The sequence below is a fragment of the Pseudomonas sp. ASL4 genome, from assembly GCF_056680395.1.
In genome coordinates, this window is sequence record NZ_CM155280.1 from 7076159 (window position 1) to 7100340 (window position 24182).

Consider the following 24182-nt stretch of genomic DNA (forward strand, 5'->3'; position numbering starts at 1 on the left):
GAGCAACAATAATAACGAGGCCAAAACGATGACCGATGTACGTACACCTGCTGCCGATAATCCTGCTGTAGACCTGCAACGCGACACCGCGACAGTCACCAAGGGCTGGAGCAAACAAGACACCACCTGGATGCTCGGCCTCTACGGCACGGCAATTGGTGCCGGCACGTTGTTCCTGCCGATCAACGCCGGCGTCGGTGGTTTTTGGCCGCTGTTGGTGTTGGCGGTTCTGGCGTTCCCGATGACCTTCTTCGCCCACCGCGGCCTGACGCGCTTCGTGCTGTCCGGCCGTTCGGGGGACATCACGGAAGTGGTGGAAGAACACTTCGGCATCGGTGCCGGCAAACTGATCACGCTGCTGTATTTCTTCGCGATCTTCCCGATTCTGCTGGTGTACAGCGTCGCGTTGACCAACACCTTGAGCAGCTTCATGGAGCACCAGTTGCACATCGCGCCGCCGCCCCGGGCGATTCTGTCGCTAGTGCTGATCCTCGGTTTGATGGCCATCGTGCGTTGCGGTCAAGGCGTGATCGTCAAATGCATGAGCGTGCTGGTTTACCCGTTCGTCGCGGCATTGCTGCTGCTCGGTCTCAGCCTGATCCCGAACTGGAACGGCGCGTTCTTCGCCAGCGCCAGCGAAGGCATGCCGCTGCCGCTGTTCTTCAAGACGCTGTGGCTGGCGATCCCGGTGATGGTGTTCTCGTTCAACCATTCGCCGATCATTTCTGCGTTCGCCGTCGATCAGAAGCAGCGTTACGGCGAGCAGGCCGAGCGCAAAAGCAGCGGCATCCTCGCTATCGCCCACGGGATGATGGTGGTGACGGTGATGTTCTTCTGCTTCAGCTGTGTGCTCGCGCTGTCCCCAGCGGATTTGGCGGCTGCCAAGGCGCAGAACATCTCGATCCTGTCGTACCTGGCCAACCACTTCCAGACCCCGGTCATCGCTTACGCCGCGCCGTTGATCGCGCTGGTGGCGATCACCAAATCCTTCCTCGGCCATTACATCGGCGCCAGCGAAGGCTTTCAGGGCCTGATCGTGAAGAGTTTGCGCGGCCGTGGCCGAGTGATGTCATCGAGCTGGCTGAACCGCGCGACCGCACTGTTCATGATTCTCTGCTGCTGGGCCGTGGCGACCTTTAACCCAAGCATCCTCGGCATGATCGAAACCCTCGGTGGGCCGATCATCGCGTGCCTGTTGTTCCTGATGCCGATGTACGCCATCCGCCGCGTGCCGGCTTTGCGCCAGTACTGCGGCCAGGCCTCGAACGTGTTCGTGGTGTTGATCGGTTTGATTGCACTGTCAGCGATCATCTATTCATTCCTGCCCTGAATCGGGCAGGCAAAAAGAAGGCGGGCCATGGTGCCCGCCTGCTTTTTGCCGTGATCATTGTTCGACAGTTTTCCCGGCATGGCCCTTGCTATGCCCTCCTACACGACACGGATGAAAGTACATGAACATGGAATGCCGATGGTCCGGTATTGCGAACCAACCCGATCATGGCCGGTCAACAACTGCACGTTCAATCAGGCGGTGACGCATCATGGACAACCCTTTTCAGCTCATTACCGATGCCTTTGCACCGGATTATCAGATCAACCTGAGCATTCAGGGTCTGGACGGCAGCATCATGCTGACCCTGTCCAACAGCGGCCGCGTGGTCGCCAAACGGATGATCAGCGCCGAGCAGCGCAATGATCCCAAGCGCCTGAAGCGCCTGGTGCAAAGCATTCAGTTCGGCATCGCCATCGAACAGGGCCACAGCGCCGTGGCGATCCTCGAAGCGATGACCGACGGCGACAATCGCAACCTCCCGCCGCCACAAATCAAAGGCCAGCCTCGCGTAGCGTTCGGGCTTTAAAGCTCGCCCTTCTCCACTTCGGGATGTTCACCGGAACCCGCGCCGATCTTGCGCTGCGGGTGTTCGATCTTCACCGAGGGAAATTGCGACGAGGCGTATCGCACCACCAGAATCGAAAACGCCAACAGCAGAATCCCGCCGCACAGGTAGATGATGCCGATGTCTGGCGGGTTGTGGTGCGAGACGTTGGAGATCAGCAGCCGCGTCAGCGCAGTGATCGCCACGTAAATCAGGAAGCGCACCGGCATGTGGTTGGTCTTGAAGTAAATCCCGACCATCGCCCCCAGTTCGAGGTAGATGAACAGCAGCAAGATGTCATCGATCTTGATGTGCCCCGCCTCGATCATCTGCAAAAACTCCATCACCGCCGCCCACGCGGTCACCGCACCGATGGCGAACAACGCCGCGTAATGGAAGGTCTCGACGAACAGGTTGCCCAGGGACTCGGCGAGTTGATGCACGTTCTGCCGCAGGTTCTCGGCCCAATTGATTTTCACGATGGTTCTTCCTTAGCTCGGTTCGAGCGGATGATGCGGGTTGGACGTGACGGTTGTTCTGCATGCAGAAAAAAGGCCAGAGGCTGTTGAGTGAGATGGCGATAGGCTGCCACTGGACACTTTTGTGCTGTCGGGACGGACGCCTTCGCGGGCAAGCCTCGCTCCTACGGATCACACCGACCTGTAGGAGCGAGGCTTACCCGCGAATGGAACAACACGGTCCACCTGACAAACGCCAAATTCGGTCTACATTAAAAAGCCACTACCCAAAGCGCAGGGATTCGCTTATCCTTTTCGCTGTATATAGATACAGTAGTCGCAAAGACAACTTAATGTGAAGGCATGTGAGGTGGTGAATGGCCGTCGAAGTGGTATACCGCAGCAGCCGAGATCTGGAGCGCTTGTTCATGGATAAAGCCGAAGCTGACCGTCATGACAAAATGCTCGAACTGGCCGAATTGCTGGCTGAAGTGTTGCAAAAAGCCGTTCCGTCCCTGAGCGAGCAGCAAGTCGAAGAAGCCGGGATTTACATGGCGAAGAACCGCGATGTGTTCGCCAAGGCGTTCAAGAGCCAGCCGGACGCACTGTCCGAGTTGCTGAGCGCGCCGGCTGAAGTCGTTGAAGTTGCTAAACCTGTCGAGGTGGCTGAAGCCGCCGAGCCAGTCAAGCCAGCGAAAGCAGCCAAGCCTGCAAAATAAGCAACGCCCGAATTGAATAGGCTCTGAGTCATTGGACTCCGGGCCTTTTTAATGGCTGAAGATCAAAAGATCGCAGCCTTCGGCAGCTCCTACAGGTGTACACAAAACACCGTAGAAGCTGCCGAAGGCTGCGACCTTTTGATCTTGATCTTGCTCTGCAAATCACCGATACAAAACCTTCTCCGCCAACTCATCCGCCACTCTCGCCGGCGAGCGCTTTTCCGCCTGCGCATGGGCAAACACTTCAGTCAGCCGCGAAGCGATTTTCGACAGGTGGGCGGTGATCGTCGACAGCTCTTCGCCGCGGTGTTTGAGCGAAACGTAGATCAGCCCGCCGGAATTGATCACGTAATCCGGCGCATACAGAATCCCGCGCCGTTCAAGCTGATCGGCGACATCCAGATGCGTCAGTTGATTATTCGCCGACCCGGCCACCGCCGAGCAGCGCAGTTGCGTCACGCTATGACTGTTGAGTACACCGCCCAGGCCACAAGGCGCAAGGATGTCGCACGGGGTACTGAGCAATGCTTCGTTGGCGATCGGATGCGCGCCGAGCTGCTCCATCGCCAGTTGCACTTTGCCGTGATCGATGTCGCTGACCAACAGTTCGGCGCCGGCGGCGTGCAGTTGTTCAGCCAGCGCATAACCGACGTTGCCCAGGCCCTGGATGGCAACGCGTAAACCTTCGAGGTTATCGCTGCCGAGCCGGGCCATGGCGGTGGCGCGAATGCCGGTGAACACGCCCATTGCGGCGTGTGGTGCCGGGTCTCCCGCCGAAGTGGTGCTGGTGACGTGCTGGGTCTGTTGGGCGATGCAATCCATGTCCGCCACCGAGGTGCCGCTGTCGATGGCGGTGATGTAGCGACCGTCGAGCTGATTGATGCAACGCCCGAAGGCTTCAAACAACGCCGCGCGGTTTTCGACATGGACCGGGCGAACAATCACCGCCACGCCGCCGCCCTGGGCAAGACCGGCCAAGGCCGCCTTGTAGCTCATGCCTTGGGCGAGGCGCATGGCGTCCTCGACTGCGGATTCGTCGCTGGGATAGGCAAGGTAACGACATCCGCCCAGGGCAGGCCCCAGGCGGCTGTTATGAATGGCAATCACCGCCTTCAACCCGGTGACCGGGTCTACGCTAAGGTGCAGCGATTCAAGGCGAGTGCTTTGCATGAGAGCGAACATCGTCGGGCTCCCGAATCACTTCTTGTAGTCGCCAGTATAGGCTTGCGCCTGAAAATTGCTGAAGCGCACCGGAATAAGCAACGAGCCTTTCAGGGCTTTAGGACATAACCTGTAACCGCCTGTTTACGACACTGGACGAAAACCTGTGGCGGGGCTAAAACGAGGCATGCCCCGGAGATTTTGATGACCCCGCGCCAACGTTTTTTCGCCTGCCTGCAACGCTCACCGCCCGCCCTGTTCGAGGCGGCGTTGTGGATTGCGGCCGAACATGATGCCGAGATGAACCCCGAGGACGGTCTGGCGGACTTCAAGGACCTGCAACAACGGGTCAGCTCAGGCCTGCCGATGCTACCGGTGAGCGAACTGGCCCAGCCGTTGTTGCGCCGCATGAATGACCTGGGGTTCGCCCAGGACGACTTCACTCCATTGCGCCCGCAAGTGGCGTTGATTCACAAGGTGCTGGAACGTCGTCGAGGCCAACCGCTGGCGTTGGGGCTGATTGCACTGGAGCTGGCCAGAAGACTGGAGATCCCTCTGGTCGGGGTCAACTTTCCCGGGCATTTCCTGCTGCGGGTGCAAGGCGCCGATCACCTGCTGGATCCCTGCGGTGGGCGCCGGTTGTACCCCAACGACTGCCGCGACTTGCTGCAACGTCAGTACGGCCCGAACATCAAACTCAGCGCCGAGCATTTACTGACGGCGGAGCCGGCGCACATGCTCCAGCGCCTGTCACGCAACCTGCGCCAGTTGCACCTTTCCAACGATGACTACATCGGCGCGTTGATTGACGCTGAGCGAGTGCTGGAACTGGGCAATGGCAACGCCGCCGACTACCTGGCCCGGGCCAGCCTCTATCAACGCCTCGACTGCCCGAACGCCGAGCGTTTCGACCTGGAGCACGCGCTGCTGCTCAGCGATGACCCGATCCAGCGGATTCGCCTGACCGAACGTTTGGGCCACCTGCCACCAAATTCTGTGGTTCATTAAACGCAAAAGATCGCAGCCTTCGGCAGCTCCTACAGGGTGTACGCCGTCCCAATGTAGGTGCTGCCGAAGGCTGCGATCTTTTGATCTTCAAGGTTTAACCACCACCCCCGCCGGATCACCCGATGTTGCATCAACCGGTGAGCGCACCTGGATGATGAACAACGCCGCAATCACCGCCGGTATCGCACAGAAGAAGAAAATCTGCTGCACCGGAACGTGCATCGCCAGCAGCATGCTGCCAAACAGCGGCCCGAGGATCGAACCGAAACGTCCCACGCCCAGCGCCCAACCGGTGCCGGTGGCGCGCACCTGCGCCGGGTAGAAGTTACTCGCGAAGGCGTTGAGGGTCAGTTGCCCGCCGATGATGCAGAACCCGGCGGCAAATACGCTGGCCACCAGATAACGCGGATTGTCGTGATTGAGGCCCAGCAAAATCGTGCACAGCGCCGCCGCAGCCAGCACGCAGGACAGCAGACGTACTTTGCTTTTGAGACGGTCGGCAAACCAGGCCATGCAGATCGCACCGATGGTGCCGGCGAACAGGAACATCGACGTCACCAGGTTGGCTTCATTAAGTTTCAAGCCACTTTCCAGCAACAGCGTCGGCAGCCAACTGATCATGAAGTACAGCAGGATCAGGCTGACGAAAAAGGTTGCCCAGATCAGCAACGTCGGGCGCGCATAACCGTTGCGGAACAACTCCAGCACCGTGAGTTTGCTGCCCTGCTCTTGCTCGTTTTGTTCAACCGAGGCGGCGGGCGGTTGCCAGTCCGGCAGCATCCGCGCGGTGACTTTGCGCAAGCGTGCGTAGGGCGGTGCATCGCGAAGTAAACGCGGCAGGGATTCAGGAAGGAACCAGGCCAGGAACGGAAACAGCAGCAAGGGCGTGACGCCGCCGGCGAGGAACACCGCTTGCCAGCCGAAACTGTCGATGAAACCCGCCGCGACAAACCCACCCGCCGCACCGCCGAATGAAAACCCGCAAGCGGCCAACGTCACCATCAAGGTGCGCAGTCGCGGTGGCGAATACTCCGACATCAGCGCCATCGCGCTCGGCATCGCCCCGCCCATGCCGATCCCGCAAATGAACCGCGCGGCCATCAGGGTATTCAGGGAATTGGCGAACACCATCAACACCGTGAGCGTGGCGTAGATCAGCACGCAACACAGCAGAATACGACGCACGCCAAAGCGATCCGCCAGCGGAGTGACAGCCAGTGAACCCAGGGTCAGGCCCAACAGGTTGGCGCTGAACACGGGGCCGAACGCGGCTTTTTCCAGGCCCCAATCCTGGGCCAGGGCCGGGACTACGTAACCGAGGACTTGCGCGTCGTAACCGTCGGTCACCAGCAGCAATGCCAACAGCAAAAGGAGCAACCATTGATAACGGGACACAGGACGGGCGTCGAGTGCCGCCCGGAAGCTGGCAATCTGGTTGTGCATCGCAAGGTACCTGTTTTGTTTTTATGGTTTTGTGAATTCGTGGCGCCCGTGTCTCAAATGATCACTTGTGGCGAGGGGGCTTGCCCCCGTTCGGCTGCGCAGCAGTCGCAAAACTGGCTGACGCGGAGAGCCTGAACGAATACGGTTGCCGGGATTAGAGCCGCTTCGCAGCCCAACGGGGGCAAGCCCCCTCGCCACAAAAGCAGCCTGCGTCCGTACCTGATTTACGGGGTGTCCGGCTGATTCGCCGGATGGGCCTTGATGAAGGCCGGGTGTGTCGCGGCCAGCGCCGCAACCCGGCGAATCCGCGGATAGGCCTCAAGTGAAATGTTGAAACGCTCAGCCGCGTACAGCTGCGGGATCAGGTAAACATCCGCCAGCCCCGGTTGATCGCCGAAGCAGTAACCGGCATCTCCAATCAACTGCTCCACCGTCGCCAGGCCTTGGCTGATCCAGTGACCGATCCACTCCACCACTTGCGGTTCATCGTGCCCCAACTGACGCAGTTTATTGAGCACGCTGACGTTGTGCAGCGGATGCACATCGCAGCCGATCACCGCCGCCACGCCGCGCTCGTGAGCGCGGGCAGCGAGGTCTTTGGACAGCAGAGGCACCTGTGGATAACGTTCCTCCAGGTACTCGATGATTGCCGGTGACTGGATCAACAGTTCACCTTCATCGGTACGCAAGGCCGGCACCCGACCTTGCGGGTTGACCGCCAGATACGCCGGCTGTCGGTGCTCGCCACCGGAAGGTGCGATCAGGTTGACCGGCAGCGCCTGGTAATCCAGCCCCTTCAGCGCCAACGCGATGCGCACCCGGTAAGACGAGGTCGAACGGTAGTAGGTAAAGAGTTCCATGACCCAATCCTCTTAACGTGCCGACACAACTTTGCCACGGCATTCGCCGAAACCAATGGAGGCAAACCCGTCACGGCTGCAACGGGCGCGCAGGACGATTTCGTCGCCATCTTCAAGGAATTTTCGCACCTCGCCCGACGCCAGTTCGATCGGCTTTTTACCGCCCTCAGTGATTTCCAACAGGCTGCCGAACTGACCGTTTTCCGGGCCCGACAACGTGCCAGAACCGAACAGATCACCCGCTTGCAATTGGCAGCCGTTGACGCTGTGGTGCGCGACCATTTGCGCCACGGTCCAGTACATGTGTTTTGTGTTGCTCAGGGTCAAGCGATGGGCCGGCAGGTTTTGCTCGCGCATGGTTTCAGTGAGCAGCAGTACTTCCAACTCGATGTCGAAAGCACCGCCCGCCTGATCGCGCTTGTCGAACAGGTATGGTAGCGGTTGCGGATCACCTTCAGGACGCGCAGGTTGCGCGCGACGGAATGGCTGCAGCGCTTCGGCGGTGACAACCCAAGGGGAGATGCTGGTGATAAAACTCTTCGACAGGAACGGCCCCAGTGGCTGGTATTCCCAGGCCTGGATGTCCCGCGCGGACCAGTCGTTGAGCAGGCAGAAACCGGCGATGTGATCGGCGGCGTCGCCAATGGCGATGGAGTCGCCCATGTCGTTGCCCTGGCCGATCCAGATACCCAGTTCCAGTTCGTAGTCCAGGCGTGCACACGGACCAAACGTCGGTTCGGTCTGACCGGCCGGCAGGGTCTGGCCCTTCGGACGGCGCACGTCAGTGCCGGACGGACGGATGGTCGAGGCGCGACCGTGATAACCGATGGGCACGTACTTGTAGTTCGGCAGCAGCGGGTTGTCGGGACGGAACAGTTTGCCGACGTTTTGCGCATGCTCGATGCCGACGTAGAAGTCGGTGTAGTCGTTGATTTTCGCCGGCAGGTGCATCACGCAATTCACCGCCAGTGGCAGCAGTTTGGCGCCTTGGGCTTCGATCTTGCCATGCAGAGTGCTGCCTTCGGCGAACAGCTCCAACAGGCGTTCGCGCAGGGCAACGCGGGCTTCGCGGCCCAGTTCGAAGAAGGCATTGAGCTGACCGCCACGGGTCGCTTCAACCGCCGTGCGCGCCACGCCGTCAAACAGGCCGGCGTCGAGGGCCGCTTCCAGATCGAAAATATGTTCTCCGATGGCCACGCCACTACGTGGTGCAGAGCCATTCACGCTGAACACACCCAGAGGCAGGTTTTGCAATGGGAAATCCGTGTGGCCGTTGGCGGAGGCAACCCAGCTACGAGTGATGGAAGTCTGAGTCATGGGTTATCTCCGGGTCGGGTCGAAGGTGACGGGCAGCGTGGCCCAGCAAGCATCGTAGTTGGTTTGCAGTTGCGGACAATCGAGGGCGAACTGACTCGGGCGCAACACTTGGCTGGTCTCGAACATGAAGGCCATGGTGTTGTCGATTTTCGCCGGGGCCAGTTCGGCATTGATCGCCTTGGTGCAGCTCTCGCCATCCGGGCCGTGAGCGCTCATGCAGCTGTGCAAGGACGCGCCGCCGGGCACGAAACCCTCGGCCTTGGCGTCGTATTCGCCCTTGATCAGGCCCATGAATTCGTTCATCAGGTTGCGGTGGAACCACGGCGGACGGAAGGTGTTCTCGGCCACCATCCATCGCGGCGGGAAGATCACGAAGTCCAGATTCGCCAAACCCTGCACGCTGGTTGGCGAGGTCAGGACGGTGAAAATCGACGGATCCGGGTGATCAAAACTCACGGTGCCTATGGTATTGAAACGGCGCAGGTCATATTTGTACGGCACGTTGTTGCCGTGCCAGGCCACCACGTTCAACGGCGAATGATCGAGTCCGCAGCCCCACAACTGACCAAGGAATTTCTGCACCAGGGTGGTCGGTTGCTTGAGGTCTTCGTAATGCGCCACCGGGGTCAGGAAGTCCCGTGGGTTGGCCAAGCCGTTGCTGCCAATCGGCCCGAGGTCCGGCAGGCGTAGCGGCGCACCGTGGTTTTCGGCGATGTAGCCGCGGGCTTGCGGGTCGAGCAATTCGACGCGAAATTTCAGTCCGCGCGGCAGTACGGCAATTTCCAGTGGTTCCAGGTCCAGCACACCGAGCTCTGTGGCGATGCGCAGACGGCCCAACTCCGGCACCAACAGCAGTTCGCCGTCAGCGTTGAAGAACACACGCTCCATGGAGCGGTTGGCGCGGTAGCTGTAGATGCTGATCCCGGACGGTTTTTCCGCGCCGGAGTTGGCGGCCATGCTCACCAGCCCGTCGATGAAGTCGGTCGGTTCGCTCGGAATGTCCAGCGGGTTCCAGCGCAGGCGGTTAGGGGTCACGTCACCCAAGGGGCCGCCGGCCAGTTGCCGCTCCAGTTTGACGAATGCCGGGTGGTTGGCCGACGGCGTGATGCGGTACATCCAGGTACGCCGTGATTCGCTGCGGACCATGGTGAACGCGGTGCCGGAGAACAGCTCGGTGTAGAGGCCGTACGGGACTTTTTGCGGGGAGTTCTGGCCGACGGGCAGTGCGCCGGGCAACGCTTCGCTGCTGAATTCGTTGCCGAAGCCTGACTGGTAAGCCAGCGCCGGCGCCGTTGAATCGAGGTTCATGGAGCCTCCTGAACAGGGAGTAGGCAATGGCCTGTCGCTCTGTTGCAGAGGTCTTGGCACGCCCGGGTTATTTTTATCGTAATCCAATTACGCTTAACGTAATTTGATTGGTATTGACCGTCAAGCTATAAAGACGCCCATTCGTCCCGGGATCACACCGCCTCCATGGAAAAGCCGCGCAACAACGATAAACAAAAAGTCCGCTCGGCCGAGGTCGGCACCGACATCCTCAAGGCCTTGGCCGAACTGTCACCCTCGACCTCGTTGTCGCGCCTGGCCGAACACGTGCAGATGCCGGCGAGCAAGGTTCACCGCTATTTGCAGGCGCTGATCGCCAGCGGCTTTGCCGAACAGAACACCACCACCAACCACTACGGCCTCGGCCGTGAAGCCCTGCGCGTGGGCCTCGCTGCACTCAACAGCATGGACGTGCTGAAAGTCGCCGCCCTGCCCCTGGCCGAGTTGCGCGATGACTTGAACGAAACCTGCTTTCTGGCGGTGTGGGGCAATCAGGGCGCGACCGTGGTGCACATCGAACCGGCGGTGCGCGCAGTGACGGTGGTGACGCAACTGGGGTCGGTGCTACCACTGCTGAGTTCTTCGACAGGGCTGGTGTTCAGTGCCTTTTTGCCGAATCGGGAAACCGTGGAATTGCGCGAGCGGGAAATCCAGGCCAGCGCGGCGCATGCTTTGGCTGACGATCAGGTCTATGCGACCTTGTGCGAGCAGATCCGCGAACGCGGCTTGCACCATGTTCATGGCTTGCTGATGCCCGGCGTGGACGCGTTGTCCGCCCCGGTCTTTAATGCAGTCGGCAACGTGGCAGCGGTATTGACCATCGTTGGTCCGACTTCGCTGTTCCACGCAGATGAAGATGGCCCGGCGGCGCAGCGGTTGCTGGCGGCGACCCGGGCCGTGAGCTGGCGGATGGGTTATCACCCGGCAGCCGACGTCAGTTAAACCGTCACGCGATCTGTAGCAGCTGGCGAAGGCAGCTGCTACAGGGAGAAGGAGCACCCCACAAATATTGACTGTTACATGCCCCGTAACAGTGCATGTCCGGATTCGCTATTTTTCCTTTGGGCTCAAGGCCTTATTCTTGCCGGGCTTTCACGGGAAACCGGCGCAAAGCACGAAGCGAAGGCCTGTGATCAGCCCACGTCATTCGCGAAGATCTCAGATGGATTGAAGCGTTCTTCGACTCATCACTCCGTGTTCACTGACGTTGATTTATTGCTCCTTGATCAAACGTCTTACTTTGGCCGCTGCGTTTGCAGCGGCCTTTTTTATGGGCGATGGTTTTGAGCGAGGGTGTCCCGGAGGGGATCGCAGGACTCAGGCAAGCCCCGCGAAAGAGCATTGTCAGAGGGCATATTTTTGCAAATTCCCCATCATTTCCTTCAACGCCTCAATATTATCCTTCGGATGCGCCGCCCCTTCGAAATCGCAAATCTGCTGCCAATGCGCCGCCACATCTTCCGGCGAGAACCCCACCCGCGGATCAAACCCGGCACCGAGGCTGCGCTCCCAACGCACCTTGCCCATCCAGCCGCCACCCACTTCAAACAGTCCTGATGTTTCCTGACAATTCTCGCTGGCCAGGTACACCACCAACGGGCTGACCAGTTCCGGCTTCAGTTGTTCGAACACTTGTGGCGGGATCAGGCCTTCGGTCATGCGGGTGCCGCCGGTTGGCGCGATGGCGTTGACCAGGATGTTGTTCTTGCGGCCTTCGATGGCCAGGGTGCGGGTCAGGCCGTAGAGGCCGAGTTTGGCCATGCCGTAGTTGGACTGGCCGAAGTTGCCGTAGATGCCTGACGTCGAAGCCGTGAAAATCACTCGACCGTAATTTTGCTCACGCATATGCGGCCAGGCAGCGCGGGTGACTTTGTAGGCGCCTTCGACGTGGACGCGGTAAACCAGGTCCCAGTCGGCGTCGTCCATTTTGTGGAAGGTCTTGTCCCGCAGGATGCCAGCGTTGTTGACCACCACGTCGACGCGGCCAAACACGTCGAGGGCGTTTTGCACCAGTTTGTCGCCGTCGGTGACGGAGTCGTGGTTGGCCTCGGCCGTGCCGCCCGCCTCGCGAATTTCAGCGACCACACGGTCCGCTGCCGATGCGTTGGCACCTTCACCCTGAGTCGAGCCGCCGAGGTCGTTGACCAGCACTTTGGCGCCCTGTTTGGCGAACAGCAGCGCATGCGCCCGACCGAGGCCGCCACCGGCGCCGGTGATGATCACGACTTTATCTTCGAAGCGCACAGACTCATTCATGGGGAACTCCAGCAGGCCAGGGGACGATGACCTCGAGTGTCAGGCACCGGGCGGCGGGTCACAATCAAGACGAGGGGGCTGAATGGTGTGCGATAAGGCAGGGGGATGATGAGGTGAATGTTGAAAAGATCGCAGCCTTCGGCAGCTCCTACGCGCCTGTGGGCGCCGCCGAAGGCTGCGATCTTTTCAGGAACACGCCCGCTTCAGCGGCGCTGAAACCAGCCGGTCGCGGAACGCCAGATAGTGCTTGAGCACCTGCACCGGTGCCTCGGTCTGGGGGTAGTGGCCGATACCGTTCAGCAGCACCGTGTCGGGGTCGGGGATCAGCTCGCGATAGCGCGCGACCATGTGTGCTCCGGAAATCGGATCGACCTCGCCATCGATCACCCGCAACGGCACGTCGCCGCGCTGCATGGCGCTCACCCAGCGTTCCCGTTGAACCCGTCGCTGCGGAATGTAACCAATGAGTTTATGCATGACCCGCGGCCCGTGATTGCTGTCGATCAGGCTCCAGAAATCATCCATTTCGCTTTCAGTGGGCCGGGTCTGGGGACCGAAAATCTGCCGGAAACTTTTCACCAGGCCGTCGCGGGTAAAGGCGCGGCCGATCATCCAGCCCAACGGGCTGAGCAAGAGCTTTTGCATCAATACCGGGCGATGGGTTTCGGGGAACAGGCCGCCATTGAGGAACACGCAACTGGCGATGTTCACCCGGGCCTCGTGATGCCGGGCCAGCAGTTCCTGGGCCACGCTGTCGCCGTAATCGTGGGCCAATAGGTGCACCGGCTGCTCGATGTTCAGATGCGTCAGCAAGGCCTGTTGCAAATCGGCTTGCTCCAGCAGGCTGTAGTCGTGATTCACCGGTTTGGCCGAATCGCCGAAGCCGAGCATGTCGCAGGCAATCACCCGATAGCGCTGTGCAAGCGGCTGCCACAGGTAATGCCAGTCCCAACTGGCGGTCGGGAAGCCATGGATCAGCAACAGCGGCTCACCCTGCCCGGCCGTCCAGTAGCGGATGGCCTGGCCACGGAAGACAAACGTCTGGCCGCGTTTGCGCCAGACACACAGGGGAATCTCGGCGAGTGGCATTAGAGTTTATAACCCGGGGCTTGTTGATCGAGTTTGCGCAGCAGCGCTGGCCAGGCCAGTGCGCCGCCCATCCCTTGAGCACTTTTGGTGACGCCAGCGATCATCGCCTTGGCGCCTGCCAGAATCTGCGGTTCGATGGCGATCAACTCGGCGCCACCGTTTTGCGCCAGCACCTGGATATCGCAGGCACGCTGGAAGGTGAACATCATCAAGAAGGTGTCAGCGATGGTGCCGCCACAGGTCAGCAGACCGTGGTTGTGCAGCATCAGGAAATTGTTTTCGCCGAGGTCGGCTTGCAGCCGCGCCTTCTCTTCGTGGTTCAGCGCAACACCTTCGTAGGCGTGATAAGCCAGGCTGGACAGGACGAACAACGATTGCTGGCTGATCGGCAGGACGCCTTGTTTCTGCGCCGATACCGCAACACCCGCAGCGGTGTGGGTATGCAGCACGCAGACGACGTCGTGACGCACTTCATGCACGGCGCTGTGGATGGTGTAGCCCGCCGGGTTGATCTCGTAAGGGCTGTCCATCAGCTTGTTGCCGGCCTGATCGACCTTGACCAGGCTTGACGCGGTGATTTCGTGAAACATCAAACCGAACGGGTTGATCAGGAAGTCTTCGGTACCCGGCACCTTCGCCGAGATGTGCGTAAAGATCAGATCATCCCAGCCATGCAGGGCTACCAGGCGATAACAGGCGGCCAGATCGACGCGGGTCTGCCACTCGGCGGCACTGACCTGGTCTTTGACACTGTGGGGCGATTGAACGTGGGTCACACTCACGGCAAGGACCTCTCTTTTTTTATTGTTTTACTGACGTGTCAGCAGTCTAGTCAGCCCCCGGACTTCGTGTAGTTGCATTAGCAGCCAGCTTGATGGCCTAGCGAGTCAGTGCGGCACCGGGCTTGGATCCATGTCAAAGCACCGACGCCAACAAGGGTGCTGCGAACAGATTCAGCAACCCAGTCAGAACCATGACCAGACCCGCCACCGAGCCTTCTTCACCGCCCACTTCATGGGCCCGGCTGACCCCGGCACCGTGAGCACCGACACCAAACAATGCGCCTCGCGCCAAGGCACTGCGCAACGGTAACCACTTGAGCAGGATGCCGCCGAGCATCGCCCCGAACACACCAGTGAACATCACAAACACCGCCGTCAATTCCGGTACGCCCCCGAGGTCGTGGGCCAACGGCATGGCAAAGGGGGTGGTAATCGAACGGGGCACCAGCGACATCGTCACTGAGCTGTCCAGCGCCAACGCCTTGGCCAGACCGAATGAACTGCCGATGGACGCCGCGCTGCCCGCCAGCATCCCCAGCAGCAACGCCGACCAATGCCGCGCCAGCATCTGCCGCTGCTGCCAGATCGGCACCGCGAAGGCCACGGTGACCGGCCCCAGCACCGCCATCAGCCAATGGGTGTTACTTGAATATTCAGCGTAGGCCGTATGCAGCGGCACGGCGAGCGCCAGCAGCAAGGCCGGGACCAGAATCAGCGGCGACAGCAAGTATCGACCGGTGCGCCGATAGATCCAGCGGCTGAACAAATAGGCCAGCAAGGTGAACGCCAGCCAGAACATCGGCATCAGTTCAAGCTTCATGGGACCTCCTCAACCGCACGACCAATTCCACGGTAAACGCCGTCACCAGCATCACCATCAACGTGCTGACGCCGATCACCAACAGAATCCGCCAGCCGTCGTCGCGCAGCAGGCCGCCGTAATCGAGCAGACTCATCAGCGCAGGAATAAAGAACAGCAGCATCTCGGCCATCAACAACCCGGCCCCCATCTGCAACGCGGCAGGTTTCACCCAACCGAACGCGAACGCCAGCAACAACAACGCCATGCCGATCACCCCGCCCGGAATCGGCCAGGCAAACCACGCGGCCAACTGGCAGCCGAGCAGGTAGATCGCCAGCAGCACGGCTAATTCAGCGACCAGTCGGGAAAGCTTTCTCAGCGTTGGAGAGTTCAGGATTGATGCGTTCATGGTTTCGGTCCTCACAGGCGCTCATTTTACGGAGCGGGCTGCTATCCCCGAAGCGAATTGTTAGACTCAAAGCCATTCCAATATGGAATCAGGCCCATGGAATTCAAACAGCTACGCAGCTTCATCGAAGTGATGCATCAAGGCGGATTCACCCAAGCCGCCAAGACCTTGCACATCAGTCAATCGGCGGTGAGCAAGCAGGTCGCACAACTTGAGCAAAGCCTGGGTACCCCGCTGCTCGAACGCCTGGGCTCGCAGTTGCGACTGACCGCCGCCGGCAGCGTGGTGTTACAACGGGCCGAAGGCATGCTGCGGTTGCGCAATGAATTGCTCAGCGAGCTGGACGATTTGAGCCAACTGGCCCGTGGGGAGTTGCGTCTGGGTTTGCCACTGCTGGGCAGTGACGCGTTGTTCGCCGGACTGTTCGCCGAGTACCGGCGGCGCCACCCGAACATCAGCATTCAATTGCTCGAAGGCGGCAGCCTGAACATAGAGCAAGCCGTATTAAGTGGAGAACTGGAACTGGGTGGCAGCCTGCTGACGAAGGATCCTCAATTCGCTTTTCAGCCGTTCTGCGACGAACCGCTGGACGCCCTGTTGCCGGCCGATCATCCATTGGCGACGAAGACAGTGATTGGTCTGGAGGAATTGGCCGACACGCCGTTCCTGCTGTACCAGCGCAGTTTTGTGCTCAACGACCGATTGCTTCAGGCCTGCCAACAGCTGGGATTTACGCCCAAGGAAGGTGGACGCAGCGGTCAGGCGGATTTTCTCGCGGCGCTGGTGGCCGCCGGGCAAGGCGTAGTGCTGTTGCCCCGCGTGGTGGCGCGCGGGCTGGTGCGGCCAGGCGTGGTGCGCCTGACCTTGAACGCGCCGGCGTATCTGCGTTGGGACATTGCCTTTATCTGGCGCCAGGGCGCGTACCTGTCAAAAGCCGCCCAAGCCTGGCTCGCACTATTGCGCGAGCATCCGGTCAGCCCCGCAGAGCACTGACCAGCTCGGCCAGCCAAGGCTCGGCGTCGCTTTCCGGGGTAACACTTTCGCTGGCATCCAGGCGCAACATCGGCAGGACCTCGCGCAGACCCAGTTCGCCGAACAATTCGCGCATCTGCTCACCACCACCGCAGAAGGTGTCGCCATAGCTCGCATCGCCCAGGCCAATCACGGCCCCCGGCAAACCACGCCAGGCGGCAGGCAACTGGTCGCGAATCATCGAGTACAACGGTTGCAGGTTGTCCGGCAATTCGCCCATGCCCGTGGTCGAGGTCACGGCCAGAAAGGCTTCAGGGCCGAACGCCTGAACATCGGCAAGGCTGGCGCGCGGGTTGTGCCAGGTCTCGAAACCGGCGGCTTTCAAAATATTCGCAGCGTGCCGGGCGACTTCTTCAGCCGTGCCGTACACCGAGCCGGAAAGGATGGCGACTTTCATCAATCTGATCCTGAAGCGGGAAAAAGACTGGCGATATTAACAGCACCGGCAAAAAACCTGCGATTGCCTCTCAATAAGTGCTGATGGCCAGTAGACAGCCCTTATTGTTCTTCTAGAATGCAGCGCTTAATCAACTCAGAAAGGATTCTCTGATGATCAACGCTCAACTGCTGCAAATGGTGATCAATGCTTCCAATGACGGCATCGTGATTGCCGAAAAGGAAGGCGAGCTGGATAACATCCTGATTTACGTCAACCCGGCGTTCGAACGCCTGACCGGTTACACCAGCGAAGAAATCCTCTATCAGGACTGCCGCTTCCTGCAAGCCGGGGATCGGGATCAAGAAGCGCTGGGGTTGATTCGTAAGGCCCTGGACAGCGGCGGCTCGTGTCGGGAGGTGCTGCGTAACTACCGCAAGGACGGCAAGCCGTTCTGGAACGAACTGTCCCTTTCGACGGTTAGAAACGAAAGCGACGGACAAACGTATTTTGTCGGTGTACAAAAAGACGTGACCGCTCAGGTCAAGGCACAGCAGCGGGTTACGCAACTAGAGGCGCAAGTGGCTGAATTGCAGACTGAACTGGCTGCACTCAAAGCGACGAACGGCGCAAACAAACCAGCGAACTAAGTGTCATTAACTACAATCACCAATGACTTTGTAACTATTTCTTTCGAGCAAGCCATGCAACGCGACGCACTCCTGACCCAGGATGAGCTGGATTTTATCCAGACCATGCAGCACAACCCGCAACTCAATGTGCGGGATGCAACGTCGAGCCTGCTCGTCAACGGTGGATCGCAGATCCGTGACCTGCTCACTCGCCTGGCAGCCCATGAGCAAGTCACCATCCAGGCCAACTTTGAAAATCAGCAAATGACCTTCCCGCTGCACCTGGTCGAGGACGAGTTTCACGCGTTGCATTTGCGCCTGGGCGTGCCGAGCATTTTTGAAGATGGGCCAATGGTGCGACCGTGGCGCCTGACACTTGAGGAACCGGTTGCGCTGGAGAATGCCAAGGGGCAGCCCGGCACGATGTGGGTCCACGAAGTGTCGTTCAAAGGGGTTTTGCTGGAAGTTCGCAACAAAACCAAGCCACCGAAGCATTTCGCGTTGTGGTTCAGCCCGTCAGGCTATGAGCGAATCGCGTTGCGCGGCACATTCGAACGGGAAACCGAGCAAGGCTTCTTCGCTTATCAGCTCAGCCAGAGCGACAAGGACGAAACCGAACGTCTGCGTCAGTTCATTCTTCAGCAACATCGTCTGACCCATCCTGCCCTGCACGTCTGAATTTCAAGTATCCAGGTTGCCCGCCAGGAACTGCTTCAGGCGCTGACGCATCAACAAACCCTCGTTACCCAGACAACCAATCGATGATCCGGCCAGGCTTTCCTGCGCCAGGTCAGACGCATCACCGGCAAGCATCAGCTGACAATCCAGGCTCATGGCCAAGCGGTTCAGGCGCCTCGGCAGCTCCGGTGAAGGCGCGTGATTGGAAAACAGCACAAGCGCCTCGGGTTTGATTCTTTCGCAGACCAGCGTCAGTTCATCGAATGGCTGGCCGATCGTGAGCACACGCACGCCTGAATCGGCCCCACTCAGAAACAGCGCTGCCACCAGCAGTTCAAATTCACGGCACTGACCGGGCAGGGCGCTGATAACGACCCGGCGCGGCGATGTATCACGTATCAGCAACAAGCGCTGCGACACCCGTGATCGCAAGAATGCATCGAAGAATAACCACTCGCTGGTCTGGCCGAACATATCCTGTCGCTGCAACAGCAGCTTCCAGAGCGGCATCAGAATGTCCTGGAACACCACAGGCAGTGAGTAGCTGGAAAAAATCTGCCCATAGACCCGTTCCAGCTGGAGATCGTCAAAGGCACTGACAGCGGTCTGAACCTGCTGCTGCCATTGAGCATAATCCGCCAGCACCAGTTCATTGGGAATGATGTGCGAGAGCGCTTTGAACGGTTCGGTCTTTGCCAGGATCTTGCCGACCTTGCTCACCGCCACACCGCGCTCGATCCAGCCGAGAATGCTGCGAACCGTCTCGATATCGACCATTGAATACAGTCGATGCCCACTTTCGGTGCGCGTGGGTTGAATCAGACCGTAACGACGTTCCCATGCCCGCAAAGTGACCGGGTTGATACCGGTCAGGCGTGACACTTCTCGAATCGGAAAAAGTTCTTCCCGCTCGAGGGAGGCAGCTGGCAACAAGCCGTGGACAACGTCAGTCAGGACAGGCATTTGGGGGGTGATCGTCCACGGGCAAGTTGGATCCCATTCTAGCGCCTATCTCCCGCAATCATTCAAGACATTGATGGATAACACACAAGATATTGATGGACGACGAATGCCACTGGCGTAATTTTCATATTCGGGAATAATCCTTGCTTGTTCAAAGACGCAGCCCACCACCCCGGCGTTGCGTCTGGCGAAACTCCTACCCGGAGCGACGCGATTGCCTTACGGAGATACACAATGTCTACCTCACCCGTCACGCTGATGGTGGCGCGCCGCGTTGCCGATGGACGTTATCAGGACCTGATCGCCTGGTTGCGTGAAGGCGAACAGCTGGCCACCGACTTCCCCGGCTATCTCGGGTCTGGCGTGCTCGCTCCGCCGCCCGATGATAACGAATTCCAGATTATCTTCCGCTTCGCCGACGAGCAGACCCTGCACGCCTGGGAGCACTCCGCTTCGCGTACCGCCTGGCTGGGACGCGGCAGCGACTTGTTCGCCCACCCGACAGAACATCGGGTCAGTGGCATCGAAGGCTGGTTCGGAGCGGTTGGCCAACGCCCGCCACGCTGGAAACAGGCTGTGGCGATCTGGCTGGCATTCTTCCCGGTCTCGCTGTTGTTCAATTTTGTGCTGGGGCCGTTGCTCGGCGAAATGAGCCTGTTGCCTCGGGTGTTCATCAGCACCCTGTGCCTGACGCCCTTGATGGTTTATTTCTTTATTCCGTTGTCGACCCATCTGTTGGCGAACTGGCTGCACACCACACCGACGCGGCCGTTGCCCGCCGCCCCCACCACCCAAAACCGCTGATCTCTGTAGGAGCGAGGCTTGCCCGCGAAGGCGGTGAAACAGTCGACATCAATGTTGCCTGACACACCGCCTTCGCGGGCAAGCCTCGCTCCTACAAAAACCACCTCACGCTTCGTCGCTGGTATAGTTTTGCTCTAACCGCGACGCGAGCCATTCATGACCTCTTCCGCAGCCCCTATCCTCATCACCGGTGCCGGCCAGCGTGTCGGCCTGCACTGTGCGCAGCGTTTGCTCGAAGACGGCCAGCGAGTGATCTTCAGCTACCGCAGCGAACGCCCCGGCGTACAAACATTGCGCGATCTGGGGGCGACGGCGGTGTTCGCGGATTTCTCCAGCGAAGCCGGCATCCTCGCGTTCATCACCGAACTCAAAACCCACACCGACAGCCTGCGGGCGATAGTCCATAACGCCTCCGAATGGCTGGCCGAAACACCGGACACCGACGCACAGGCATTTACCCAAATGTTCACTGTGCACATGCTCGCGCCCTACCTGATCAACCTGCACTGCGTCGACTTGCTCGAACGCTCGAGCCCCGCCGACATCGTGCACATCAGCGACGACGTGACCCGCAAGGGCAGCAGCCAGCACATCGGCTACTGCGCCAGCAAAGCCGGGCTCGACAGCCTGACCCTGTCGTTCGCCGCGAAATATGCGCCAACGATCAAGGTCAACGGCATCGCGCCAGCCCTGCTATTGTTCAATCCCGACGACGACGCGGCGTACCGCGCAAAGGCCCTGGCCAAGTCCGCGCTGGGCATCGAACCCGGCAGCGAAGTGATTTACCAGAGCCTGCGCTATCTGCTCGACAACCCTTATGTCACCGGCACGACCCTGACCGTCAACGGCGGACGGCACGTCAAGTAAGCCGCCCCGCGAGGATATTTCATGACGTTATCCCTGCCCCAAAACGCCCTGTCCGAGAGCTATCGCGAGGTTCTCATCGGTCTCGGTGAAAACCCTGACCGCGAAGGACTGCTAGACACCCCGGTGCGTGCGGCCAAGGCCATGCAGTACCTGTGTCACGGCTACGAGCAAAGTGTCGAAGAGATCGTCAACGGTGCGTTGTTTTCGTCGGACACCGACGAGATGATCATCGTTGCCGACATCGAGCTCTATTCGTTGTGCGAGCACCACATGCTGCCCTTCATCGGCAAGGCGCATGTAGCTTATATTCCGACCGGCAAGGTGTTGGGCCTGTCGAAGATTGCACGCCTGGTGGACATGTTCGCCCGGCGCCTGCAAATTCAGGAAAACCTCACCCGGCAGATCGCCGACGCGGTACAGCAAGTCACCGACGCCGCTGGTGTCGCCGTGGTGATCGAGGCCAAGCACATGTGCATGATGATGCGCGGTGTCGAGAAACAGAATTCGACCATGAACACCTCGGTGATGCTCGGCGCCTTCCGCGAGTCGAGCAACACCCGCCAGGAGTTCCTGCAATTGATTGGACGGAGCAAGTAGCAATGCCACAACTTCAACCAGGAATGGCGCGCATCCGGGTCAAGGACCTGTGCCTGCGCACCTTTATCGGGATCAACGAGGACGAAATCCTCAACAAGCAGGATGTGCTGATCAACCTGACCATCCTGTACGCGGCGCAAGAAGCCGTGCGCGACAACGACATCGATCACGCGCTGAACTACCGCACCATCACCAAGGCGATCATCGCCCACGTGGAGGGCAATCGCTTTGCCCTGCTCGAACGCCTGACCCAGGAATTGCTGGACCTGGTCATGGCCAACGAATCAGTGCTATACGCCGAAGTCGAAGTCGACAAACCCCACGCCCTGCGTTTTGCCGAGTCGGTGTCGATCACCCTCGCGGCGAGCCGCTAAGCGCGTCTGGCGCATTGTTCGTCAGGCTTTTATCATCCGCGCCACGATTTGATTGCACAGAGCCCGCCATGAACGATCAACAACGCCTGGAACTTGAAGCCGCCGCCTTCCGCCGACTGGTCGCCCACCTGGACAGCCGCAAAGACGTGCAGAACATCGACCTGATGAACCTCTCGGGTTTCTGCCGCAACTGCCTGTCCAAGTGGTACAAGGCCGCTGCCGACGAACGCCAGATCGAGGTCAGCCTCGACGACGCCCGCGAAGTGGTCTACGGCATGCCGTACGCTGAATGGAAAGCCCAATACCAGCAAGAAGCCAGCGCCGAACAACAAGCGGCGTTCGCCAAAGGAAAACCCAATGAGTGATTTGAACACCCTGCGCGCCAGCCTCAACAGCGGCGAACACGTTTTCGCCGACACCCTGGCATTCATTGCCGCCGGTTACGACTATCAACCACAGGCCTTCAACAACGGTGGCGTGGAAAACGCCGCCGGGCAAAACGAAGGTTCGTGCAAGACCCTGGGCCTGGCGCTGCTGGAAGGCTTGAGCGATGAAGAAGCGCTGTTGGCGTTTGGCGAACATTACCGTTCGGTAGTGGCGACACCTGAAGGCAGCGATCACGGCAATATCCGCGCGTTGATTGCCCATGGTCTGGCCGGCGTGAAGTTCTCGCAGCAACCGCTGAATCGCCGCTGATTCACGAAAGATCAAAATCAAAAGATCGCAGCCTTCGGCAGCTCCTACAGGGCGTCCCCATTCCCATGTAGGAGCTGCCGAAGGCTGCGATCTTTTCGCTTCTACGGCACATCCCGACTTTTAAGATTGACCCGGCGACTTTATTTCGTTTGCCGGGCACCGCTGCTCGCGGCTTAGATAAAAAGAAGCAACCCTTCTTCTGAGTCAGGCATCCATGAGCAGCGAAAACATCAGTCGGTCGATCAACATCGTTCATCCCGTCACGCTCAGCCACGGCAAAAATGCCGAGGTCTGGGATACCGATGGCAAACGCTACATCGACTTTGTCGGTGGCATCGGCGTGCTGAACCTCGGCCATTGCCATCCGCACATCGTCGACGCCATTCGAGAACAAGCCACCCGGCTGACCCACTACGCGTTCAACGCCGCCCCGCACGCGCCCTACATCGAACTGATGGATCGCCTGACAGCGTTTATTCCGGTGGACTACCCGGTCAGCGGCATGCTCACCAACAGCGGCGCGGAAGCCGCGGAAAACGCCTTGAAGATCGTCCGTGGCGCTACCGGGCGTACGGCCGTCATCGCGTTTGACGGCGCCTTTCACGGTCGCACGCTCGCCACCCTCAACCTCAACGGCAAAGTCGCCCCGTACAAGCAGAAAGTCGGCGTGCTACCGGGCCCGGTGTTTCACTTGCCCTTCCCGAGCAAGGACAACGGCGTGACCTGTGCCGAGGCGCTGAAGGCGATGGATCGGTTGTTCAGCGTCGAGATCGACGTCGATGACGTGGCCTGCTTTATCGTCGAACCGGTGCAAGGCGAAGCCGGTTTCCTCGCAATGGACATGGAGTTCGCCCAAGCACTGCGGCGCTTCTGTGATGAGAAAAACATCCTGCTGATTGCCGATGAAATCCAGTCGGGTTTCGGTCGTACCGGCCAGCGTTTTGCGTTCTCGCGACTGGGCATCGAGCCGGACCTGATCCTGCTCGGTAAAAGCATCGCCGGCGGCGTACCGCTAGGGGCAGTCGTCGGGCGCAAAGCGTTGCTAGACACGTTGCCCAAGGGCGGACTGGGCGGCACCTATTCGGGCAACCCGATCGCCTGCGCTGCGGCACTGGCGACGCTGGATGAGATAACCGACGCGAATCTTCACGCCTGGGGCTCGCAACAGGAAGAGGCGATTGTCAGCCGTTACGAAGCCTGGCGTACTCGCAAGCTTTCACCGTATCTGGGGCGCTTGACCGGCGTCGGCGCCATGCGCGGCATCGAACTGAGCAATCCCGACGGCACACCGGCAGCGGCGCAGTTGACGCAGTTGCTGGCCCTGGCCCGCGACGCGGGTTTGCTGCTGATGCCCAGCGGCAAGTCGCGACACATCATTCGCCTGCTGGCGCCGTTGACCACTGAATCAGGGGTATTGGAGGAAGGGCTGGATATTCTTGAGGTGTGCCTCGCAAAGCTGACCTGAAAAACAACCTGAATCCAGAACACCATTCAACCTGTGGGAGCGGGCTTGCTCGCGAAAGCGGTGTAACAGTCAACATTGTTATCCACTGATACACCGCTTTCGCGAGCAAGCCCGCTCCCGCATTTGAGCTTTATCGCCAGTGAAATCGTGGGCACAAAAAAACCGGCCGAGGCCGGTTTTTTTTTATTTCA

At 59.7% G+C, this 24182-nt stretch carries 27 protein-coding genes and 1 pseudogene; 15 read left to right on the forward strand and 13 right to left on the reverse strand.

The features are described from left to right. Positions 1–28: 28 nt before the first annotated feature. Both AC1MEW_RS32390 and AC1MEW_RS32395 read left to right on the forward strand, forming a co-directional pair. Positions 29–1330 (forward strand): serine/threonine transporter, encoded by a 1302-nt coding sequence (locus tag AC1MEW_RS32390; RefSeq protein ID WP_201200689.1) that lies wholly within the window; start codon positions 29–31, stop codon positions 1328–1330. Positions 1331–1541: 211 nt separating this feature from the next. After that, a complete protein-coding gene (locus tag AC1MEW_RS32395) occupies positions 1542–1859 on the forward strand; it encodes a DUF3509 domain-containing protein (protein ID WP_201200688.1) in 318 nt (105 codons plus the stop codon). On the opposite strand, the gene AC1MEW_RS32400 is transcribed toward AC1MEW_RS32395, so the two are convergent. Then, on the reverse strand, positions 1856–2356 hold the full coding sequence (locus AC1MEW_RS32400; RefSeq protein WP_201195733.1) for a phosphate-starvation-inducible protein PsiE: 501 nt from the start codon (positions 2354–2356) through the stop codon (positions 1856–1858). The genes AC1MEW_RS32395 and AC1MEW_RS32400 overlap by 4 nt on opposite strands. A 356-nt stretch (positions 2357–2712) precedes the next feature. Between AC1MEW_RS32400 and AC1MEW_RS32405 the strand changes: the two are divergent. Then, positions 2713–2967, forward strand: a pseudogene (locus AC1MEW_RS32405) (YebG family protein); the annotation flags it as partial. 249 nt (positions 2968–3216) lie between these two features. Here the strand turns inward: AC1MEW_RS32405 and AC1MEW_RS32410 are convergent. Beyond that, entirely contained in the window at positions 3217–4236 is a 1020-nt protein-coding gene (locus AC1MEW_RS32410; protein WP_201200684.1) for a Glu/Leu/Phe/Val dehydrogenase family protein, read from the reverse strand. Between the two features lie 183 nt (positions 4237–4419). Between AC1MEW_RS32410 and AC1MEW_RS32415 the strand changes: the two genes are divergently transcribed. After that, a complete protein-coding gene (locus tag AC1MEW_RS32415; RefSeq protein ID WP_480424887.1) occupies positions 4420–5223 on the forward strand; it encodes a SirB1 family protein in 804 nt (267 codons plus the stop codon). A gap of 87 nt (positions 5224–5310) precedes the next feature. On the opposite strand, the gene AC1MEW_RS32420 is transcribed toward AC1MEW_RS32415, so the two are convergent. From AC1MEW_RS32420 to hmgA, 4 genes are all read right to left on the reverse strand, one after another. After that, positions 5311–6666: an MFS transporter gene (locus tag AC1MEW_RS32420; protein ID WP_480424889.1), complete on the reverse strand. Its 1356-nt coding sequence runs from the start codon at positions 6664–6666 to the stop codon at positions 5311–5313. 224 nt (positions 6667–6890) lie between these two features. Continuing rightward, positions 6891–7526, reverse strand: a complete 636-nt coding sequence (maiA, locus tag AC1MEW_RS32425) for a maleylacetoacetate isomerase (RefSeq protein WP_322270566.1) — start codon at positions 7524–7526, stop codon at positions 6891–6893. Positions 7527–7538: 12 nt separating this feature from the next. Beyond that, a complete protein-coding gene (fahA, locus tag AC1MEW_RS32430; RefSeq protein ID WP_480424891.1) occupies positions 7539–8843 on the reverse strand; it encodes a fumarylacetoacetase in 1305 nt (434 codons plus the stop codon). 3 nt (positions 8844–8846) lie between these two features. After that, positions 8847–10151 carry a homogentisate 1,2-dioxygenase gene (hmgA, locus tag AC1MEW_RS32435; RefSeq protein WP_480424893.1) on the reverse strand — a complete coding sequence of 435 codons (1305 nt, stop codon included), beginning with the start codon at positions 10149–10151 and terminating at the stop codon, positions 8847–8849. A gap of 165 nt (positions 10152–10316) precedes the next feature. Here hmgA and AC1MEW_RS32440 point away from each other — a divergent pair, with 165 nt between their 5' ends. Beyond that, positions 10317–11111 carry an IclR family transcriptional regulator gene (locus tag AC1MEW_RS32440; protein ID WP_201255357.1) on the forward strand — a complete coding sequence of 265 codons (795 nt, stop codon included), beginning with the start codon at positions 10317–10319 and terminating at the stop codon, positions 11109–11111. A gap of 402 nt (positions 11112–11513) precedes the next feature. On the opposite strand, the gene AC1MEW_RS32445 is transcribed toward AC1MEW_RS32440, so the two are convergent. The 5 genes from AC1MEW_RS32445 to AC1MEW_RS32465 all read right to left on the reverse strand — a co-directional run bounded on the left by AC1MEW_RS32445 (position 11514) and on the right by AC1MEW_RS32465 (position 15507). Then, positions 11514–12425: an SDR family oxidoreductase gene (locus AC1MEW_RS32445; protein ID WP_201200667.1), complete on the reverse strand. Its 912-nt coding sequence runs from the start codon at positions 12423–12425 to the stop codon at positions 11514–11516. A 186-nt stretch (positions 12426–12611) separates the two neighbouring features. Next, entirely contained in the window at positions 12612–13514 is a 903-nt protein-coding gene (locus tag AC1MEW_RS32450; RefSeq protein WP_201200666.1) for an alpha/beta fold hydrolase, read from the reverse strand. Beyond that, entirely contained in the window at positions 13514–14290 is a 777-nt protein-coding gene (locus AC1MEW_RS32455) for a class II aldolase/adducin family protein (RefSeq protein ID WP_480427377.1), read from the reverse strand. Before AC1MEW_RS32455 ends, AC1MEW_RS32450 begins: the two co-directional genes overlap by 1 nt. Positions 14291–14429: 139 nt before the next feature. Next, positions 14430–15116, reverse strand: coding sequence for an LrgB family protein (locus AC1MEW_RS32460; protein WP_201200663.1), 687 nt, complete (start codon positions 15114–15116; stop codon positions 14430–14432). Continuing rightward, a complete protein-coding gene (locus tag AC1MEW_RS32465; RefSeq protein ID WP_416195308.1) occupies positions 15106–15507 on the reverse strand; it encodes a CidA/LrgA family protein in 402 nt (133 codons plus the stop codon). Before AC1MEW_RS32465 ends, AC1MEW_RS32460 begins: the two co-directional genes overlap by 11 nt. A gap of 96 nt (positions 15508–15603) precedes the next feature. Between AC1MEW_RS32465 and AC1MEW_RS32470 the strand changes: the two genes are divergently transcribed. After that, entirely contained in the window at positions 15604–16500 is an 897-nt protein-coding gene (locus tag AC1MEW_RS32470) for a LysR family transcriptional regulator (protein WP_480424896.1), read from the forward strand. Here AC1MEW_RS32470 and AC1MEW_RS32475 read toward each other — a convergent pair. Further along, complete coding sequence (locus AC1MEW_RS32475; protein WP_201200661.1) at positions 16481–16936, reverse strand: flavodoxin; 456 nt, start codon at positions 16934–16936, stop codon at positions 16481–16483. The genes AC1MEW_RS32470 and AC1MEW_RS32475 overlap by 20 nt on opposite strands. A 152-nt stretch (positions 16937–17088) precedes the next feature. Here AC1MEW_RS32475 and AC1MEW_RS32480 point away from each other — a divergent pair, with 152 nt between their 5' ends. Together AC1MEW_RS32480 and AC1MEW_RS32485 are read left to right on the forward strand one after the other, a co-directional pair. Beyond that, on the forward strand, positions 17089–17565 hold the full coding sequence (locus AC1MEW_RS32480; RefSeq protein WP_201200659.1) for a PAS domain-containing protein: 477 nt from the start codon (positions 17089–17091) through the stop codon (positions 17563–17565). A 54-nt stretch (positions 17566–17619) separates the two neighbouring features. After that, the gene (locus AC1MEW_RS32485) at positions 17620–18225 is read left to right on the forward strand and encodes a hypothetical protein (RefSeq protein WP_054616118.1); all 606 of its coding nucleotides are present in this window, start codon (positions 17620–17622) and stop codon (positions 18223–18225) included. Positions 18226–18228: 3 nt separating this feature from the next. On the opposite strand, the gene AC1MEW_RS32490 is transcribed toward AC1MEW_RS32485, so the two are convergent. Then, on the reverse strand, positions 18229–19188 hold the full coding sequence (locus AC1MEW_RS32490; protein ID WP_322270563.1) for a MerR family transcriptional regulator: 960 nt from the start codon (positions 19186–19188) through the stop codon (positions 18229–18231). A 234-nt stretch (positions 19189–19422) separates the two neighbouring features. On the opposite strand from AC1MEW_RS32490, the gene AC1MEW_RS32495 reads away from it, so the two are divergent. The 7 genes from AC1MEW_RS32495 (at position 19423) to AC1MEW_RS32525 (ending at position 23991) form a co-directional block, all read left to right on the forward strand. After that, entirely contained in the window at positions 19423–19992 is a 570-nt protein-coding gene (locus AC1MEW_RS32495; RefSeq protein WP_201200655.1) for an antibiotic biosynthesis monooxygenase, read from the forward strand. A 156-nt stretch (positions 19993–20148) separates the two neighbouring features. Next, positions 20149–20859, forward strand: coding sequence for a dihydromonapterin reductase (folM, locus tag AC1MEW_RS32500; protein ID WP_201200653.1), 711 nt, complete (start codon positions 20149–20151; stop codon positions 20857–20859). Positions 20860–20880: 21 nt separating this feature from the next. Further along, positions 20881–21456 carry a GTP cyclohydrolase I FolE gene (gene folE / locus AC1MEW_RS32505; protein WP_201200651.1) on the forward strand — a complete coding sequence of 192 codons (576 nt, stop codon included), beginning with the start codon at positions 20881–20883 and terminating at the stop codon, positions 21454–21456. Between the two features lie 2 nt (positions 21457–21458). Continuing rightward, on the forward strand, positions 21459–21830 hold the full coding sequence (gene folX / locus AC1MEW_RS32510) for a dihydroneopterin triphosphate 2'-epimerase (protein ID WP_201195761.1): 372 nt from the start codon (positions 21459–21461) through the stop codon (positions 21828–21830). 68 nt (positions 21831–21898) lie between these two features. Further along, complete coding sequence (locus AC1MEW_RS32515; protein WP_017336573.1) at positions 21899–22195, forward strand: DUF1244 domain-containing protein; 297 nt, start codon at positions 21899–21901, stop codon at positions 22193–22195. Then, a complete protein-coding gene (locus tag AC1MEW_RS32520) occupies positions 22188–22526 on the forward strand; it encodes a HopJ type III effector protein (protein WP_201195763.1) in 339 nt (112 codons plus the stop codon). The genes AC1MEW_RS32515 and AC1MEW_RS32520 overlap by 8 nt, the downstream gene beginning before the upstream one ends. Positions 22527–22740: 214 nt before the next feature. Further along, a complete protein-coding gene (locus AC1MEW_RS32525) occupies positions 22741–23991 on the forward strand; it encodes a 2-aminoadipate transaminase (RefSeq protein ID WP_480424901.1) in 1251 nt (416 codons plus the stop codon). Positions 23992–24182: the final 191 nt, after the last annotated feature.

Coding starts and splice junctions, on each gene's coding strand:
- folM (WP_201200653.1), top strand. CDS start 20,149: ATGACCTCTTCCGCAGCCCCTATCCTCATCACCGGTGCCGGCCAGCGT.
- AC1MEW_RS32515 (WP_017336573.1), top strand. CDS start 21,899: ATGAACGATCAACAACGCCTGGAACTTGAAGCCGCCGCCTTCCGCCGA.
- AC1MEW_RS32490 (WP_322270563.1), bottom strand. CDS start 19,188: ATGCCTGTCCTGACTGACGTTGTCCACGGCTTGTTGCCAGCTGCCTCC.
- AC1MEW_RS32395 (WP_201200688.1), top strand. CDS start 1,542: ATGGACAACCCTTTTCAGCTCATTACCGATGCCTTTGCACCGGATTAT.
- maiA (WP_322270566.1), bottom strand. CDS start 7,526: ATGGAACTCTTTACCTACTACCGTTCGACCTCGTCTTACCGGGTGCGC.
- AC1MEW_RS32420 (WP_480424889.1), bottom strand. CDS start 6,666: ATGCACAACCAGATTGCCAGCTTCCGGGCGGCACTCGACGCCCGTCCT.
- fahA (WP_480424891.1), bottom strand. CDS start 8,843: ATGACTCAGACTTCCATCACTCGTAGCTGGGTTGCCTCCGCCAACGGC.
- AC1MEW_RS32410 (WP_201200684.1), bottom strand. CDS start 4,236: ATGTTCGCTCTCATGCAAAGCACTCGCCTTGAATCGCTGCACCTTAGC.
- AC1MEW_RS32390 (WP_201200689.1), top strand. CDS start 29: ATGACCGATGTACGTACACCTGCTGCCGATAATCCTGCTGTAGACCTG.
- AC1MEW_RS32445 (WP_201200667.1), bottom strand. CDS start 12,425: ATGAATGAGTCTGTGCGCTTCGAAGATAAAGTCGTGATCATCACCGGC.
- AC1MEW_RS32525 (WP_480424901.1), top strand. CDS start 22,741: ATGAGCAGCGAAAACATCAGTCGGTCGATCAACATCGTTCATCCCGTC.
- AC1MEW_RS32480 (WP_201200659.1), top strand. CDS start 17,089: ATGATCAACGCTCAACTGCTGCAAATGGTGATCAATGCTTCCAATGAC.
- AC1MEW_RS32460 (WP_201200663.1), bottom strand. CDS start 15,116: ATGAAGCTTGAACTGATGCCGATGTTCTGGCTGGCGTTCACCTTGCTG.
- folX (WP_201195761.1), top strand. CDS start 21,459: ATGCCACAACTTCAACCAGGAATGGCGCGCATCCGGGTCAAGGACCTG.
- AC1MEW_RS32450 (WP_201200666.1), bottom strand. CDS start 13,514: ATGCCACTCGCCGAGATTCCCCTGTGTGTCTGGCGCAAACGCGGCCAG.
- AC1MEW_RS32440 (WP_201255357.1), top strand. CDS start 10,317: ATGGAAAAGCCGCGCAACAACGATAAACAAAAAGTCCGCTCGGCCGAG.
- AC1MEW_RS32495 (WP_201200655.1), top strand. CDS start 19,423: ATGTCTACCTCACCCGTCACGCTGATGGTGGCGCGCCGCGTTGCCGAT.
- hmgA (WP_480424893.1), bottom strand. CDS start 10,151: ATGAACCTCGATTCAACGGCGCCGGCGCTGGCTTACCAGTCAGGCTTC.
- AC1MEW_RS32475 (WP_201200661.1), bottom strand. CDS start 16,936: ATGAAAGTCGCCATCCTTTCCGGCTCGGTGTACGGCACGGCTGAAGAA.
- AC1MEW_RS32465 (WP_416195308.1), bottom strand. CDS start 15,507: ATGAACGCATCAATCCTGAACTCTCCAACGCTGAGAAAGCTTTCCCGA.
- AC1MEW_RS32470 (WP_480424896.1), top strand. CDS start 15,604: ATGGAATTCAAACAGCTACGCAGCTTCATCGAAGTGATGCATCAAGGC.
- AC1MEW_RS32415 (WP_480424887.1), top strand. CDS start 4,420: ATGACCCCGCGCCAACGTTTTTTCGCCTGCCTGCAACGCTCACCGCCC.
- AC1MEW_RS32520 (WP_201195763.1), top strand. CDS start 22,188: ATGAGTGATTTGAACACCCTGCGCGCCAGCCTCAACAGCGGCGAACAC.
- AC1MEW_RS32485 (WP_054616118.1), top strand. CDS start 17,620: ATGCAACGCGACGCACTCCTGACCCAGGATGAGCTGGATTTTATCCAG.
- folE (WP_201200651.1), top strand. CDS start 20,881: ATGACGTTATCCCTGCCCCAAAACGCCCTGTCCGAGAGCTATCGCGAG.